The organism is Planococcus sp. NCCP-2050 (assembly GCF_023708025.1).
Classification (GTDB): domain Bacteria; phylum Bacillota; class Bacilli; order Bacillales_A; family Planococcaceae; genus Planococcus.
Window position 1 is genome coordinate 117,941 of the sequence record NZ_BRCX01000003.1, and the last position, 16,009, is coordinate 133,949.

Consider the following 16,009-nt stretch of genomic DNA (forward strand, 5'->3'; position numbering starts at 1 on the left):
AAAGATAAAAAAAACCAAATCTTAATAGAAGTATTATGGTTTCGAGACTGACAGTAAAGGCTTTGCATGGTAAGGTGAAAAGAGTACAAGGATTAGTGGGAGGCGAAACAAATGAAGCGAATTGGTGTATTAACAAGTGGAGGCGATTCTCCAGGAATGAATGCTGCCATACGGGCAGTTGTTCGGAAGGGGATTTTCCACGGGTTAGAAGTCGCTGGCATCTATCAAGGATACCAAGGGTTGATCGAAGGCAAAATTGAAACCTTGGAAGCTAGAGATGTAGGGGATATTATTCAACGGGGCGGTACAAAGTTGTATTCTGCAAGATGCGAAGCTTTCAAAACGGAAGAAGGCCAATTAAAAGCGATTGAACAAATGAAAAAGCATGGTTTGGAAGGGCTTGTCGTCATTGGGGGCGATGGTTCTTACCGAGGTGCAATGGCTTTGACAAAACACGGATTCCCGTGCGTTGGTGTTCCAGGTACGATTGATAATGATATTCCAGGCACTGATTATACCATCGGTTTTGATACGGCTTTAAATACAGTGATTGAAGCGATTGATAAAATCCGGGATACCGCAACAAGCCATGAACGGACTTTCATTATAGAAGTGATGGGACGCGATGCAGGAGATTTGGCCCTTTGGGCAGGTCTTGCAGGCGGAGCGGAAACCATTTTAATTCCAGAAGATGATTTCGATCTTGATGAAATCATTGATCGTTTGGAAAAAGGCAGAAAACGCGGCAAGCGACACAGTATCATCATCGTGGCCGAAGGCGTCATGAACGGCAATGCATTAGCTGATTTAATCACATCTAAAGCGGATATTGAAACACGCGTTTCGGTTCTAGGCCATATCCAGCGAGGCGGTTCACCGACAGCAAGAGACCGTGTGCTTGGCAGCTTGTTCGGAGCCCACGCAGTGGAAGTTCTCCTTCAAAACATTGGAGGCCGGGCAGTTGGCATGAAAAATCACCTAGTGGTAGACTATGATATGACTAAGGCATTTACGACGAAACATGAGACAGATATGAGTTTGTACACCTTATCCAAAGAACTATCAATTTAATACGGCAAATGGAGTGAGTATATTGAGAAAAACAAAAATCGTATGTACGATCGGACCTGCAAGTGAATCACCGGAATTACTCGAATCGTTGATCGAGGCAGGCATGAATGTGGCCCGTTTAAACTTTTCGCACGGAAGCCATGAAGAACATGCTATGCGTATTCAGCGCATCCGGGATGCTGCGGCTAAAACAGGTAAAATCGTAGGGATTCTATTGGATACGAAAGGCCCTGAAATCCGCACGCATAAGATGGAAAATGATTCGATTGAATTGGTGACGGGACAGGACATCGCGATTTCCATGACAGAAGTTGTCGGGACAAGCGAAATGTTCTCTATCACTTATGAACAGCTGATCGAAGATGTGCAAGAGGGATCAATTATCCTGCTTGATGACGGCTTGATTGAGCTGCGCGTGAAGAGCATTGATAAAGCGAATGGATTAATCCATACTTTTGTTGAAAATGCAGGAACGTTAAAAACGAAAAAAGGCGTAAACGTTCCAGGCGTTTCTGTGCAATTGCCGGGGATTACGGAAAAAGATGCACAAGATATTCTTTTCGGAATTGAGCAAGGCGTCGACTTTGTAGCTGCATCATTTGTTAGAAGAGCTTCTGATGTAATGGAAATCCGCAGCTTGCTAGAAAATAATGGCGGATCTCATATCCAGATCATCCCTAAAATCGAGAACCAGGAAGGCGTCGACAATATTGATGAAATCATCGTAGTGTCTGATGGCTTAATGGTAGCCCGTGGAGATCTTGGCGTAGAAATTCCAGCGGAAGAAGTGCCGCTTGTTCAAAAATCCTTGATCGAAAAATGCAATAGCGCCGGTAAGCCGGTCATTACAGCGACTCAGATGCTCGATTCCATGCAGCGCAACCCGCGTCCGACGCGTGCGGAAGCTAGTGATGTTGCGAATGCGATTTTTGACGGAACAGATGCAATCATGTTGTCAGGTGAAACTGCAGCAGGTATTTACCCGGTAGAATCCGTAGAAACGATGCACCGCATTGCGATGACAACGGAAGATGCGTTGAACTACAAACAAATCGTTTCGAATAGAAGAAAAGAAAAAGAGTCGAATATGACAGAAGCAATTGGCCAAGCTGTCGCTTATACGGCATTAAACTTGAAAGTTAAAGCAATTATCGCCCCAACAGAAAGCGGCCATACAGCGAAAATGATTTCGAAATATCGCCCAGGTGCGCCAATTATCGCTGTTACTTCTTCTGATATTCCGTCAAGAAAATTGACGCTTGTATGGGGAGTTCAGCCGATTGTCGGAACGAAAGTCCATTCAACGGATGAATTGCTTGAAAATGCTGTAGAAGAAAGCTTGAAGCATCATTACGTGAAACACGGAGACCTTGTCGTAATCACAGCAGGTGTTCCAGTTGGACAAGCGGGTACAACAAACTTGATGAAAGTCCATTTGATCGGGGACAGCATCGCTCAAGGGCAAGGGATCGGCAAATCTGTTGCTTTCGGAAATACGCTTGTCGTGAGAAATTCAGAAGAAGCATTAGCTTACGACACAACTGGGAAAATTATCGTGACAATTGGAACAGACCGCGAAATGATGCCGGCTATCGAAAAATGTGCAGGAATCATTACGGAAGAAGGCGGATTGACAAGCCATGCGGCTGTTGTTGGTTTGAGCCTTGGGATTCCGGTTATTGTTGGAGTGAAAGATGCAACATCTTTGATCAAAAACAATTACGATATTACAATTGATGCTGCATCAGGCATTATTTACGATGGCCACGCGAGCGTCCTATAAAACGGAGTTAAAATCAGCTACCTCGCTCACCTGCTTTTCTAGCTGGAGTGCGGCCTGGGTTTCCGATTTCAGAAAGCCGGCAAGCATCCATTAAATGCTTGTTGGCAGGAAAATCGGAATCGAACAAAATAGGGGGACTAGTCAAACGATGAAATGGATTTTCTTAGCTCTGATCATTGTACCGACACTGGAATTGGCCATTTTGATTTGGGCCGGGGGAGCTATTGGGTTTTTCCCGACATTATTAATGATTTTGGGAACAGGTTTGCTGGGAGCTTTTTTAGCGAAAAAACAAGGCTTAAAAGCCATAAGGGATATTCAAGAGAGCTTCAATAGATTCGAGCCGCCGGGCGAACAATTGCTGAAAGCGGCCTTTGTCTTGGTAGGCGGTGTAATGCTGCTGACTCCTGGGTTTATCTCGGATGCGGTCGGTTTCTCTTTATTGTTTGCTCCGACTCAGAAAATCTACAAACCATTTATAATGAAACTTTTGAACAATAAGATGAAAAACGCTCGGATTATCGTACGATAATTCCGAGTGAATTCATCGTTTTAAAGGAATTTCTAATAAAAACAAGCGTTTTCATTCACAAATTCTTCAACATTGATTATAATGGTCTAGTAAGGCATTCAGCGGAAGTCTACAAAAAGACAGATAACCCATCATTTCGGGCTTTTTTTTTGGAGTGATGAAATATACTGGAGAAGGAGCGAATTATATGACATCGGCAAAAGGTTTAGAAGGTGTAGTAGCTACACAATCTGCCATCAGTTCAATTATTGATGACACACTTACATATGTTGGCTACGATATCGATGATTTAGCAGTCAACGCGAGTTTTGAAGAAGTGATTTATTTGCTTTGGCATCAACGTTTGCCAAAAGCTGATGAATTGGCAGAGCTTAAGCAGCAATTAGCAGACAACATGGCGGTGCCGCAAGCAGTTCTTGATCATTTCAAAACATACGATATTAAAAAAGTACATCCTATGGCTGCTCTTCGCACAGCCGTTTCAATGCTTGGCTTATTCGATGAAGAAGCGGAAGTAATGGAACCTGAAGCGAACTACCGTAAAGCGATTAAAATCCAAGCGAAGATTTCGACGCTTGTAACTGCTTTCGGCCGCATCCGCAATGGCCAAGAGCCGGTAGCTCCTAAAACAGATTTAAGCTTTGCAGCTAACTTCCTTTATATGTTGTCTGGCACAATGCCAGAAGACATCGAAGTGGAAGCTTTCAACAAAGCGCTTGTTCTTCATGCTGACCACGAATTGAATGCATCGACTTTCACAGCTCGCGTTGCGGTTGCGACTTTATCTGATGTATATTCAGGCATCACTGCTGCAATCGGAGCTTTAAAAGGGCCGTTGCATGGTGGAGCAAACGAACAAGTAATGAAAATGTTGACAGAAATCGGTTCTGTAGAGAACGTAGAATCTGTTATCACTGAAAAACTTGCTAACAAAGAAAAAATCATGGGCTTTGGACACCGCGTATACCGCAAAGGTGATCCTCGTGCCAAACACTTGCGTGAAATGTCTCAAAAGCTGACAAAAATCCGTGGCGAAGAAAAATGGTACGATATGTCAGTCAAAATCGATGAAATTGTAACTGGACAGAAAAACCTTCCACCGAACGTTGATTTCTATTCTGCATCGGTTTACCATTCATTGAACATTGAACACGACTTATTTACACCGATTTTTGCTGTTTCACGTACTTCAGGCTGGTTGGCTCATATCCTTGAGCAGTATTCAAACAACCGCTTGATCCGTCCGCGCGCAGAATACATCGGACCTGGCATGCAGAAATACATCCCAGTTGAAGAACGATAAGATTAGCGTAAAAGTATCATAAACAATAGGGCTTGCACCTTGTGCAGCCCTATCAATTTGAACTCAGGAGGCAATTACACATGACAAACGGCGAAAAAATTACAGTTGAAAACGGCGTATTGAACGTTCCAAACCAAGCAGTTATTCCATTCATTATCGGTGACGGTACTGGACCAGATATCTGGAATGCAGCTTCACGCGTTTTAGAAGAAGCAGTAAACAAAGCTTATAATGGTGAAAAAGCGATTGTATGGAAAGAAGTTCTTGCTGGCCAAAAAGCATTCGACGAAACTGGCGAATGGCTTCCACAAGAAACACTTGACGTAATCCGCGAATACTTGATCGCGATCAAAGGACCTCTTACAACGCCAATCGGCGGCGGTATCCGTTCATTGAACGTGGCTCTTCGCCAAGAATTGGATCTTTACACTTGCTTGCGTCCAGTTCGTTACTTCGAAGGCGTACCTTCACCGGTTAAACGTCCTGAAGACACTGACATGGTCATCTTCCGTGAAAACACTGAAGATATCTATGCAGGTATCGAATACGCTAAAGGTACTGAAGAAGTTGAAAAATTGATTTCATTCCTTAAAGACGAAATGGGCGTTAACAAAATCCGCTTCCCTGAAACTTCAGGAATCGGAATCAAACCAATTTCAGAAGAGGGAACAAAACGCTTAGTACGTGCTGCGATCAACTACGCAATCACTGAAGGCCGTGAATCATTGACATTGGTTCACAAAGGGAACATCATGAAGTTCACTGAAGGAGCTTTCAAAAACTGGGGCTACGAAGTGGCTGAGCAAGAATTCGGCGATAAAGTATTCACTTGGAACCAATACGATGCGATTAAAGATGAGCAAGGTACTGACGCTGCAAACAAAGCACAGGAAGAAGCTCTTGCTTCTGGAAAAATCCTTGTTAAAGATTCAATCGCTGATATCTTCTTACAGCAGATCCTTACACGTCCAAGCGAGTTCGATGTGGTTGCAACAATGAACTTGAACGGAGATTACATCTCTGATGCTTTGGCTGCACAAGTTGGCGGAATTGGTATCGCACCTGGTGCGAACATCAACTACATCACTGGCCACGCAATTTTCGAAGCGACTCATGGTACTGCTCCGAAATATGCTGGACAAGATAAAGTAAACCCTTCATCTGTCATTTTGTCAGGCGTATTAATGCTTGAACACTTAGGATGGAACGAAGCAGCTAAATTGATCACAAACTCAATGGAGAAAACAATCGCTTCTAAAGTTGTAACTTATGACTTTGCCCGCCTAATGGACGGCGCTACAGAAGTGAAATGCTCTGAGTTTGCTGACGAATTGATCAAAAACCTATAAGATAAAGAGAGGGAGGCTATCCCTCTCTTTTTTTATACCTACTTTAACCATAAAGGAGAGTTTTTATGACATTGAAGCGTAAAAAGATTTCAGTTATCGGTTCAGGCTTTACAGGTTCGACTACGGCTTTTTTATTGGCCCAAAAAGAATTAGGTGACGTCGTATTGGTGGATATTCCCCAAATGGAGGATCCAGCCAAAGGAAAAGCGCTCGATATGGCCGAAGCATCTCCTGTACAAGGTTTTGATGCGCATGTGAGCGGGACATCCAATTATGAAGATACGAAAGACTCGGATTTGGTCATCATTACGGCGGGAATTGCACGTAAACCGGGAATGAGCCGAGATGACCTTGTACAAACGAACCAGAAAGTCATGAAAGCTGTTACGGCAGATATCGTAAAATACTCACCTCAAACAACAATTATCGTTTTGACCAATCCGGTTGATGCGATGACTTATACCGTTTTTAAAGAATCAGGATTTCCAAAAGAACGTGTGATTGGCCAATCCGGTGTTTTGGATTCAGCACGTTTCCGGACTTTTGTTGCTGAAGAATTGGATGTATCAGTCAAAGATGTTACCGGATTTGTTCTAGGCGGACATGGAGATGATATGGTGCCCCTAGTCCGCTATTCCTATGCGGGCGGAATTCCTTTGGAAACTTTGATACCGGAAGCACGGCTGTCGGAAATTGTCGACCGCACCCGTAAAGGGGGCGCAGAAATCGTCAACCTGCTAGGGAACGGTTCCGCCTATTATGCACCCGCTGCATCATTGGTTGAAATGGCTGAAGCCATATTGAAAGACCAACGGCGCATTTTGCCTACCATTGCTTATTTAGAAGGCGAGTACGGCATGGATGGCATCTATTTAGGTGTGCCGACCATTCTAGGTGCGGGAGGCATTGAAAAAATTCTTGAAATCGATTTAAATGAAGAAGAAAAAACTTTATTAAACAAATCCGCAGAATCAGTCAAAGCGGTCATGAATGTTCTGGCTTAACGCCATTTTGAACCGGGCAGGAGAAATCCGAGCCCGGTTTTCTATTCTCTAAAATTTTTCTGCAATAGTCGTAAAGGCCTTAGGCGCAATGATTGTCTAGGCGCTTGCACTTTTCATCACATAATTGATACTATAAGAGTATTAAGATTGGGGAGGGAACTTATTATTGCTTGGAAAAAAGCGTGAACTAGGCCGTAGAATAGAAGACCTGAAAATAGGAGAAAATCTGCAGTTGACAGAAACGATTGAAGACAAAGATCTTCTTCTTTACCTCGGACTTACCAACGATGGAAACCCACTATACATCCAGCATGATTTTGCTGCACAAACGGCTTTCGAAAAACCGGTCGTGCCCACCATCATGTTGACGGGAATTATCACTTCGGCCATTTCAAAATATTTACCAGGCCCTGGATCTTATATTAATGAACAGCGAATAAAATTTCATCGACCTGTCTATCACTATTCCACCTTTAATTTCTTTTTGGAATTAGCGGAAATTGATATAGAAGACAACGAGGTCACCATAAAAATCGAAGCATCAGATGAAAAAGGCAATTTATTGATTTCGGGAACAGTTCTCGTCAATCCGCCCAAACTGGAGAACCAGGTGGCACAGCATTAAAAAGTGAGCAGTAAAGCGGTTTGAAATGGGGGTTTCAAACTGAATGTGGAGGATGTTAAATGCTGAACAAAATATTGATCATTGAAGATGAACATTCGATTGCGACTTTATTATCTTACAACTTGGTGCAGGCAGGCTACGAAACGATTGTCGCTTATGACGGGAAAGAAGGCTATGAGATGGCGATGAGTGAAAAACCTTCTCTCATAGTCCTTGATTTGATGCTGCCTTCTATGGATGGAGTCGAAGTCTGCAAGTCGCTACGCCAGCAAAAAATCAATACACCAATCATTATGCTGACGGCTAAAGGCGATGAATTTGATAAAGTGCTGGGCTTGGAACTAGGTGCTGACGATTACATGACAAAACCTTTCAGTCCGCGTGAAGTCGTAGCCCGTATTAAAGCGGTTCTGCGGAGAGTCCAGACGACGCCGGCAGAAGTGCATGATTCATCTGCTCCTTTAATATTGGGGAATTTAAGTGTTTATCCAGAACGGTTCGAAGTATTCTTAAATGACGAACAAATTGAATTTACCCCAAAAGAGTTTGAACTTCTTGTATATTTGATGGAAAATAAAAACCGGGTATTGACGAGAGACCAGTTATTAAGTGCCGTTTGGAAATACGATTTTGCGGGAGACACGCGGATTGTAGATGTACATATTAGCCATTTACGTGAAAAAATAGAAGAAAATAGCCGGAAACCCGTTTTTATAAAGACAATTCGAGGGCTCGGGTATAAATTCGAGGAGCCAAAAGCAGGATGAAGTCATTCAGGCATCGCCTTCTGCTGACTATACTCGCGTGGATTGGCTTGCTTTTAGCATGTCTTCTTATTATAGTCATCCAACTTTTTCCAATGTATGCAGAAGCTGAAGACAAAACGGAAGTATGGATCATTTTGGCGCTGATTTTTATCGGTGCTTTATTGTTTTCGGCTCTTGTCGGTTATCGGATCATTAAGGTACAAGCTCTTCCAATTGAAAATGTTACTCAAACCGCTTTGGAGCTCGTTAAAGGAAATTACCGGGCCCGGGCTTTTGAATATGGCAATGTCGGAGCGGTTCAATTAAGTTCCACGATCAATATATTGGCGCGGAATCTGCAGGAAATCACGGCCGTCCGTGAAATGGAGCAGGAACGCCTAAAAACCTTGATTGAGAACATGGGAAGTGCCTTGATCATGATTGACCGGCAAGGCGGTGTGGCATTGGTCAATAAATCTTTTATGGATGAGTTCAATTTGAAAGAAGAACAAATCCATCAAAAGTTTTACAAAGAAATTCCGCTGCCGGAAGTGTTCGAGCGATTTATCGAACAAGTTTTCATGACAGAGCAGGCGGCAAGAGATCAGTTGGAATTTAATCAGGGCATCCATACAAAGAATATTGACGTATATGGTGCACCGGTGCTCGGAGACCACGAACAATGGCTTGGGATTGTGATCGTTTCGCATGACATCACCGAATTAAAACGGCTTGAACAAGTCCGCAAAGATTTTGTGGCGAACGTCTCTCACGAGCTGCGTACGCCAGTAACTTCTATAAAAGGTTTTTCCGAAACCTTGATTGACGGCGCCCATGCGGACGAAGCGACATTGCTGTCATTTCTTGAAATCATCCATACGGAAAGCAATCGACTTGAAATGCTGATCAACGATTTGTTGGATCTGTCGAAAGTGGAACAAGCCGGATTCCAAGTCAATGCGCTTCCGACAGATATGGAAAAAGTGATTAAACGGGCAGAAGAAATGGTGAGCAGAAGAATCGAAGAAAAGAACATCAAACTGGATCTTCAGCTCGAGCCGGTTATTCTGCAAGGAGATCCGGACCGCCTGCTGCAGGTCATGATGAATCTTTTAGTCAATGCGATTACTTACTCATCTTCTGAAACCACGATTACTGTAAGGCTATATACAAAAGGCAAGTCCGCCCTAATTGAAGTGGAAGACCAAGGAATTGGGATTGAAGCTTCTGAAATTGGACGCTTGTTTGAACGTTTTTATCGGGTTGACCGGGCACGAAGCCGGAATTCCGGCGGCACCGGATTAGGGTTATCAATTGTAAAACATTTAATAGAGGCGCATCATGGAAAAGTAGAGGTGGAAAGCACTGTAGGAGTGGGGACCAAATTTACTGTTCAATTGCCTTTAGGGAGTTAATTTAGGAGGAAAGCATGGATACATTACCTTTTTTGCCAATCATTGTAGGAACGGATATGAATGCCTACAATATGGCGATTTCATTTCACGAAGCTTATGGGATTAAGCCGATTTTAGTCGGCAAAGAACCTTTATCATTTACATCAATGAGCAATATTACAGAGACGATCGAATTGCGCTCCGGCTTGGCTGATTCTGCTCAATTTGCATCAATTCTAACCGATATTGCACGTAAATACAGAACGCCGGGCAAGACATTATTGCTGATCGGCACGAACGATTTATATGTTAGGCTGATCATTGAGAATGCTTCAGTTTTAAAAGAGCATTTTGTTTTCAATTACATCAATGAAGATCTGATGAATCAACTTCAAGTAAAAGCGAATTTCTATAAGCTTTGCAAAGAACATGGCATTGAAACACCGACTACGTTCTTTTATGATTGCCGGTCAGGTGTGCCGTTCGAAGAACAGATGATGTATCCAGTCATTATCAAGCCGAGCAACGGAATCCAATACAATCTCAATAAATTTGCAGGACAGCAAAAAGTATATAAGGTTGAAACGCCGCAAGAGCTGAATAAAGTCATCGATACAATCATTGCGAGCGGCTATGATGACGAGCTGATTATCCAGGATTTCATTCCTGGCGATGATACGTATATGTGGGATTCAGTTATCTATGCAAGTTCAAAAGGCAAAACACAGCTCGTTACATTTGCCCAAGTGGTGCTGCAGGAACATACGGTTACGGCAATCGGCAATTATACAGCATTGATTACACGCTTCGATAAAGAAATGATGGTGAAGCTCCAGAATTTCCTTGAAGCGGTAGGCTATACTGGATTTGCGAATTTCGATTTGAAGTACGATGAACGCGACGGGAAATTTAAAGTCTTCGAAGTGAACATCCGCCAAGGGCGTTCGAGTTATTACGTCACGGCGCTCGGTCATAATATGGCTTCTTATTTCGTCGATGACCTCATTTATCACGTTGAAAAACCGGTTACTTATTTAAATGAAGATTTCCTATTCACGGTCGTGCCGAAAATCGTCTTGAAAAAATTTGTAGACAATAAAGCCGTACAGCGAGATATTAAAGAGCTATTGAAAAAAGGCAAATACGGAAATCCGCTATTTTATAAAAAGGATACGCATTTAAAGCGGAAGCTGTATTTGTTTGCACGGCAAATCAATTATTATAAGAAATATAAAAATAATCAGTGGTAATATTTACAAAACGTTAATACTGCCTTCACAATAGAGTGTTATGGTTACTAAGAACCCCCTTTAAACCGCATAAATAGAAAAAGAGCCCTCTAACCCGGGGCTCTTTTTCGTGTGCAATTCAAAAAGCTAAAGAGATTCATGAGAGAACGCTTAATTTTATGAAACTATTTTAATATTGCTTCGTAGAATAAGTATACATAATAAAAAGGGGGTCATTACATGACTACGAAAAAAATGCTAAGCGTCATCGGTTTGGCTGTTTTAGGAATCGTCCTATTAATCGCAGTTTTCACTTCATGGTATACAGTAGATGAATCCGAACAAGCCGTCATCATCACATTCGGGGTAGCGAATGAAACCGTTACAGAATCGGGGCTGCATTTTAAATTGCCATGGCCAATCCAAAAAGCTGAAGTCCTTTCAAAAGAAACCTACAGCTTGCAATTCGGTTATAGCCAGAACGAACAAGGGGAAATCACTTCTTACGATGCAGAGACCAAAATGATTACCGGAGATGAAAATATCGTCCTTGCGGATTTGATTGTCCAGTGGAAAATTACAGATCCTAAAAAATACTTGTTCAGTTCAGAAGCGCCTCGGGAAATCCTTCATGATGCCACTTCCGCTTCCATCCGTTCCATCATCGGCAGCTCATTGATCGACGATGCCCTGACTTCAGGGAAAGCAGAAATCGAATCGGAAACACGTGATTTGTTGGCATCGCTCATCGATAAATACGATATCGGCATATCTGTTTTGGCAGTTAAACTCCAAGACGTGGAATTGCCGAATGAAGAAGTGCGTGCTGCATTCACCAATGTGACGGATGCCAGAGAAACGATGAACACAAAAATTAATGAAGCTAAAAAATATGAAAATCAGAAACGCAATGAAGCGCTTGGTGAAAAAGCGGCTATTAATTCACGCGCTGAAGGGCAAAAAGTGTCGCGTGTTGAACAAGCGCGGGGTGACGTCGCAGTATTCGACAAACTTTATGCTGAATACCGTACAAATCCTGAAGTTACACAGCAGCGCCTGATCATTGAAACATTGGAAACGGTGTTGCCGAACGCAAAACTTTATATCATGAATGATGAAGGCGGAACGATGAAATATTTGCCGCTTGAGAGCATGCAGTCTGTCGTGCCGCCAGCTGCTGAAGCTGAAGAAGAAGGGAGTGGAAACTAATGGAGCCGAACAAACCGATATCGGGATCTCCGAAGCCGAATCCATGGGAAAACCCCAAAAAGCCAAAAAAGAAAAAAGAACCGAAAGAACCGATCAATTTTAAAAAGCATTGGAAACTTATTGTCGGCGCAGTTGTCGTACTCGCGGCATTGCTCATCATCTTGACAAATGTATATGTTGTAAAAGAAAACGAATACCGCGTAGTGCGCCAATTCGGTGAAGTCGTCGATATTCATGAAAAACCCGGCATAAAAATGAAGATTCCTTTTATTCAAAGCGTGACTACTTTGCCGAATTACCAAATGACCTATGATGTTTCAGAAGCCGAAATCAATACAAAAGATAAAAAACGAATTATTATCGATAATTACGCGGTATGGGAAGTTGTAAATCCGATCGATCTGATCTCCAATGCTGGAACGATCATTAACGCAGAATCCCGTATGGAAGAGTTTATCTACTCAGTTGTCCGAGCGGAACTTGGCCAATTGAATTACGAGGATATCATCAACGATGAAAACTCATCACGCGGCAGCGTGAATGACAATGTCACAAAAAAAGTGAATGAATTGTTAGAGAAAGACAAATACGGCATACAAGTCATCGACGTTCGCATTAAACGCACCGACTTGCCGGAAGAAAACGAGCAGTCCGTCTATACGCGGATGATTTCTGAACGCGATTCCACAGCCCAGGACTATTTGTCGCAAGGCGATGCGAAAAAACGCGAAATCGAAGCCCAGGCAGACCGCGAAGCCCAAGAATTGATCGCAACTGCCCGTAAAGAAGCAGCATTGATCCAGGCAGAAGGCGAATCTGAAGCGGCTAAAATCTACAATCAGTCGTTCTCGAAAGACCCTGATTTTTATCAGCTGTACCGGTCTTTGGAGTCCTATACGAAAACTATTGGCGAGGATACAGTCATCATCTTGCCGTCAGATTCCCCTTACGCAAATATCTTAACAGGGAATTTGGAATAAAACAGAGCCGTCATTTCTATTCTTTTTGCCTGCATGGTAAAATGATAGGAATGATGGCTTATTTATTTTCATCGAAGACATTGAAGCCGCCAAATGTTTTGGCGAAGCAGAGAACGATTCTTTTTGAAGATCGTCAGTAGTGAGAGGGGTAATATTGTGGCGAAGAAAATTCTTTTATTGGACGGAAACAGTTTGGCGTACCGCGCGTTTTTTGCGCTGCCATTGCTTACGAACGAACACGGCATCCACACAAACGCTGTTTATGGGTTTACGATGATGCTGCAGAAAATCCTCGAAGAAGAGCAGCCGACGCATATGATCGTAGCGTTCGATGCAGGGAAAACGACGTTCCGGCATGAAACGTTCAGCGAATACAAAGGAGGGCGCCAAAAGACGCCGCCTGAGTTATCCGAGCAATTCCCTTATTTGAGAAAGTTGATCGACGCCTACCGCATTAAACGGTATGAATTGCCGAATTATGAGGCAGATGACATTATCGGCACATTGAGCTTAGAAGCTGAACAAGCAGGCGATGAAGTGATCGTGATTTCCGGCGACAAGGATTTGACGCAGCTTGCTTCTCCGTCGACGACTGTTTACATCACCCGTAAAGGCATTACAGATATTGAGAAATACACGGTAGAACACATTAAAGAAAAGTATGGGCTGACTCCAGCGCAGATCATCGATATGAAGGGTTTGATGGGGGACGCTTCAGATAATATCCCGGGCGTACCGGGTGTAGGAGAAAAAACAGCGATCAAATTGCTCGCTGCCCACGGTTCAGTAGAAGGCGTCTATGAAGCCATTGACCAGCAAAAAGGCAAGTTGAAGGAAAAGCTGGAAGCCAATGAGGATTTGGCATTGATCAGCAAAAAACTGGCAACCATTGAACGCCAGGCACCGATTGAAATAGCGATTGATGACCTTTCTTATGATGGGCCAGATCAAGATGAATTGGTGAAAGTCTGGAATGAATTAGCGTTTAAATCATTGCTGGAAAAGATGGAATACACCGCTGAAGAAACCGAAAAAGAAGAATTGGTCTTCGAAGTGCTGAGTGAAATCGATCCCTCAATTCTTGAAGATGAAATGGCTGTCCACCTGGAGCTGTATGATGAACAGTACCATACATGCGACTTGCTCGGCGTTTCTTTGGCAACAGCCGAAAAAACGTACGTGATTCCAATGGATGTCATCAAAGAATCGCAAGCGTTCAAAGATTGGTTCAAAGATGATACGAAGAAGAAGTACATGTCCGATTCCAAAGCGTCTACTGCCGCCTTTTTCCGATGCGGCGTCGAAGTAGACGGCGTCGACTTCGATTTGATGCTGGGTGCTTACATCGTCAATCCTTCGCTGACCTATACCGATTTGGCGAATATCGTTCAAGAATACGGCTATACGGAGGTCTCGCAAAACGAACAGGTTTACGGAAAAGGCGCAAAAAAAGCGGTGCCGAACGACGCGATCCTGCATGAGCACATTGCGAGAAAAGCGCGTACAATCTGGGCAGTGCGGCCCTTGGTGCTGAATAAATTAAAAGAAAACGAGCAATACGATTTGTACCGCAATTTGGAGTTGCCGCTTGCAACCATTCTAGGTGCAATGGAATCGCTTGGCGTCACCGTGGATAAAGAGCAATTAGTGGCGATGGGCGAGGAGCTATCCGGTAAACTCGTGAAAATCGAATCGGAGATCCACAGTTTGGCTGGAGAAGAATTCAATATCAATTCACCGAAGCAATTAGGTGTGGTCCTTTTTGAAAAACTGGGGCTGCCAGTTCTTAAGAAAACAAAAACCGGCTATTCGACAGCTGCCGATGTGTTAGAGAAGCTGAATGGCCAGCATGAAATCATTTCGCATATCCTTTTATACCGCCAGCTCGGGAAAATCCTTTCTACTTATATTGAAGGGCTATTGAAAGAAATCCATGAAGACGGCAAAGTGCATACGCGCTTCCAGCAAGCCTTGACGACGACAGGGCGTTTGAGTTCCATTAATCCGAACCTCCAGAATATTCCTGTGCGTTTGGAAGAGGGACGGAAAATCCGCAAAGCCTTTATTCCTTCTTTCCCTGATTGGGTAATGGTAGCAGCCGATTATTCACAGATTGAATTGCGCGTCCTGGCTGAAATGTCGAAAGACGAGCGGCTGATCGAGGCTTTCAAAAACGACCGAGATATCCATACAACGACGGCGATGGATGTGTTCCATGTGCCGGCTGAGGAAGTGACCGGCGATATGCGCCGTGCGGCAAAAGCGGTTAACTTCGGCATTGTTTACGGCATCAGCGATTATGGCCTTTCCCAGAACTTGAACATCACCCGTAAAGAAGCCCAAGCTTTTATTGACCGGTATTTTGCAAGCTTCCCGGGAGTTAAAGGATACATGAACGATATCGTAGCGGGTGCCAAGAAAAACGGCTTCGTGACAACGCTCATGAATCGCCGGCGCTATTTGCCGGATATAACAAGCTCGAATTTCAATTTGCGCAGTTTTGCAGAACGTACAGCGATGAATACGCCGATCCAAGGCAGTGCTGCTGATATCATTAAAAAAGCGATGATTGATATGGCCGATGCCTTGGAGCGCGAAGGGCTGAAAACACGTATGTTGCTGCAAGTGCACGATGAACTGATTTTTGAAGCTCCGCCGGAAGAATTGGAAAAATTGAAGGAATTGGTACCGCAAGTAATGGAACATGCAGTAGAGCTGAATGTCCCGTTGAAAGTGGATTTTGCATTTGGCGATACATGGTACGATACAAAATAACAGGAGGCT

The 16,009-nt window shown here is 43.4% G+C and carries 13 protein-coding genes; all 13 read left to right on the plus strand.

Going from position 1 to position 16,009, the window contains the following annotated elements; genetic code table 11:
* Nucleotides 1-111 precede the first annotated feature (111 nt).
* The 13 genes from pfkA (at nucleotide 112) to polA (ending at nucleotide 16,000) form a co-directional block, all read left to right on the plus strand.
* Nucleotides 112-1,071 (plus strand): 6-phosphofructokinase, encoded by a 960-nt coding sequence (gene pfkA / locus NFU07_RS12145; RefSeq protein ID WP_251478512.1) that lies wholly within the window; start codon nucleotides 112-114, stop codon nucleotides 1,069-1,071.
* 22 nt (nucleotides 1,072-1,093) lie between these two features.
* Complete coding sequence (gene pyk / locus NFU07_RS12150; RefSeq protein ID WP_251478514.1) at nucleotides 1,094-2,854, plus strand: pyruvate kinase; 1,761 nt, start codon at nucleotides 1,094-1,096, stop codon at nucleotides 2,852-2,854.
* A 148-nt stretch (nucleotides 2,855-3,002) separates the two neighbouring features.
* Complete coding sequence (locus tag NFU07_RS12155; protein WP_251478516.1) at nucleotides 3,003-3,386, plus strand: FxsA family protein; 384 nt, start codon at nucleotides 3,003-3,005, stop codon at nucleotides 3,384-3,386.
* A gap of 187 nt (nucleotides 3,387-3,573) precedes the next feature.
* Entirely contained in the window at nucleotides 3,574-4,689 is a 1,116-nt protein-coding gene (citZ, locus tag NFU07_RS12160) for a citrate synthase (protein WP_251478518.1), read from the plus strand.
* An 80-nt stretch (nucleotides 4,690-4,769) separates the two neighbouring features.
* Nucleotides 4,770-6,038, plus strand: a complete 1,269-nt coding sequence (gene icd / locus NFU07_RS12165; RefSeq protein ID WP_251478519.1) for an NADP-dependent isocitrate dehydrogenase — start codon at nucleotides 4,770-4,772, stop codon at nucleotides 6,036-6,038.
* A gap of 65 nt (nucleotides 6,039-6,103) precedes the next feature.
* Complete coding sequence (gene mdh, locus NFU07_RS12170; protein WP_251478521.1) at nucleotides 6,104-7,042, plus strand: malate dehydrogenase; 939 nt, start codon at nucleotides 6,104-6,106, stop codon at nucleotides 7,040-7,042.
* A gap of 166 nt (nucleotides 7,043-7,208) precedes the next feature.
* Nucleotides 7,209-7,667, plus strand: coding sequence for a MaoC/PaaZ C-terminal domain-containing protein (locus tag NFU07_RS12175; RefSeq protein ID WP_251478523.1), 459 nt, complete (start codon nucleotides 7,209-7,211; stop codon nucleotides 7,665-7,667).
* Between the two features lie 59 nt (nucleotides 7,668-7,726).
* Nucleotides 7,727-8,434 carry a response regulator transcription factor gene (locus tag NFU07_RS12180; protein ID WP_251478525.1) on the plus strand — a complete coding sequence of 236 codons (708 nt, stop codon included), beginning with the start codon at nucleotides 7,727-7,729 and terminating at the stop codon, nucleotides 8,432-8,434.
* The gene (gene pnpS / locus NFU07_RS12185; protein ID WP_251478527.1) at nucleotides 8,431-9,828 is read left to right on the plus strand and encodes a two-component system histidine kinase PnpS; all 1,398 of its coding nucleotides are present in this window, start codon (nucleotides 8,431-8,433) and stop codon (nucleotides 9,826-9,828) included. The genes NFU07_RS12180 and pnpS overlap by 4 nt, the downstream gene beginning before the upstream one ends.
* 14 nt (nucleotides 9,829-9,842) lie before the next feature.
* The gene (locus tag NFU07_RS12190; protein WP_251478529.1) at nucleotides 9,843-11,057 is read left to right on the plus strand and encodes a carboxylate--amine ligase; all 1,215 of its coding nucleotides are present in this window, start codon (nucleotides 9,843-9,845) and stop codon (nucleotides 11,055-11,057) included.
* A gap of 219 nt (nucleotides 11,058-11,276) precedes the next feature.
* The gene (hflK, locus tag NFU07_RS12195; RefSeq protein WP_251478531.1) at nucleotides 11,277-12,245 is read left to right on the plus strand and encodes an FtsH protease activity modulator HflK; all 969 of its coding nucleotides are present in this window, start codon (nucleotides 11,277-11,279) and stop codon (nucleotides 12,243-12,245) included.
* Complete coding sequence (gene hflC, locus NFU07_RS12200; RefSeq protein WP_251478533.1) at nucleotides 12,245-13,225, plus strand: protease modulator HflC; 981 nt, start codon at nucleotides 12,245-12,247, stop codon at nucleotides 13,223-13,225. The genes hflK and hflC overlap by 1 nt, the downstream gene beginning before the upstream one ends.
* 153 nt (nucleotides 13,226-13,378) lie before the next feature.
* Complete coding sequence (gene polA, locus NFU07_RS12205; protein ID WP_251478791.1) at nucleotides 13,379-16,000, plus strand: DNA polymerase I; 2,622 nt, start codon at nucleotides 13,379-13,381, stop codon at nucleotides 15,998-16,000.
* Nucleotides 16,001-16,009: the final 9 nt, after the last annotated feature.

Bases quoted from the DNA above. Each gene is read 5' to 3' on its own strand.
- pfkA (WP_251478512.1), top strand. From the start codon at position 112: ATGAAGCGAATTGGTGTATTAACAAGTGGAGGCGATTCTCCAGGAATG.
- NFU07_RS12155 (WP_251478516.1), top strand. From the start codon at position 3,003: ATGAAATGGATTTTCTTAGCTCTGATCATTGTACCGACACTGGAATTG.
- citZ (WP_251478518.1), top strand. From the start codon at position 3,574: ATGACATCGGCAAAAGGTTTAGAAGGTGTAGTAGCTACACAATCTGCC.
- icd (WP_251478519.1), top strand. From the start codon at position 4,770: ATGACAAACGGCGAAAAAATTACAGTTGAAAACGGCGTATTGAACGTT.
- mdh (WP_251478521.1), top strand. From the start codon at position 6,104: ATGACATTGAAGCGTAAAAAGATTTCAGTTATCGGTTCAGGCTTTACA.
- NFU07_RS12180 (WP_251478525.1), top strand. From the start codon at position 7,727: ATGCTGAACAAAATATTGATCATTGAAGATGAACATTCGATTGCGACT.
- pnpS (WP_251478527.1), top strand. From the start codon at position 8,431: ATGAAGTCATTCAGGCATCGCCTTCTGCTGACTATACTCGCGTGGATT.
- NFU07_RS12190 (WP_251478529.1), top strand. From the start codon at position 9,843: ATGGATACATTACCTTTTTTGCCAATCATTGTAGGAACGGATATGAAT.
- hflK (WP_251478531.1), top strand. From the start codon at position 11,277: ATGACTACGAAAAAAATGCTAAGCGTCATCGGTTTGGCTGTTTTAGGA.
- hflC (WP_251478533.1), top strand. From the start codon at position 12,245: ATGGAGCCGAACAAACCGATATCGGGATCTCCGAAGCCGAATCCATGG.